The 250-nt window shown below is 69.2% G+C and carries 1 protein-coding gene; it reads left to right on the top strand.

Features of this window, described 5'->3' with window-relative positions; translation table 11 throughout:
* The coding region (locus RMT89_RS44505; RefSeq protein ID WP_315889446.1) for a carbon starvation CstA family protein at positions 1-250 on the top strand (250 nt) is incomplete at both ends.

Genomic DNA, 250 nt, shown 5'->3' with positions numbered 1-250 from the left:
CAGCGGCTTCCACGCGCTCGTCGCGAGCGGCACGACGCCGAAGATGGTCGACAAGGAGTCGGACTGCCGCGCGATCGGCTACGGCGCGATGCTCATGGAGGGGCTGGTCGGGATCACCGCGCTCATCGCGGCCTGCGTGATGCCTCCGGAGGACTACGTCGCGATCAACACCGACCCGAAGATCGCGATCGTCGCGTCGAGCGCGACGCACGGCGAGGGGCTCGCGCGATCGCGAGAGGAATTGAGCGCG

Source organism: Streptomyces sp. P17, assembly GCF_032436805.1.
In the GTDB taxonomy this organism is placed as follows: domain Bacteria; phylum Actinomycetota; class Actinomycetes; order Streptomycetales; family Streptomycetaceae; genus Streptomyces.
Note: the sequence above shows the minus strand (reverse complement) of the source record. Positions and strands in the feature narration are given on the sequence as shown.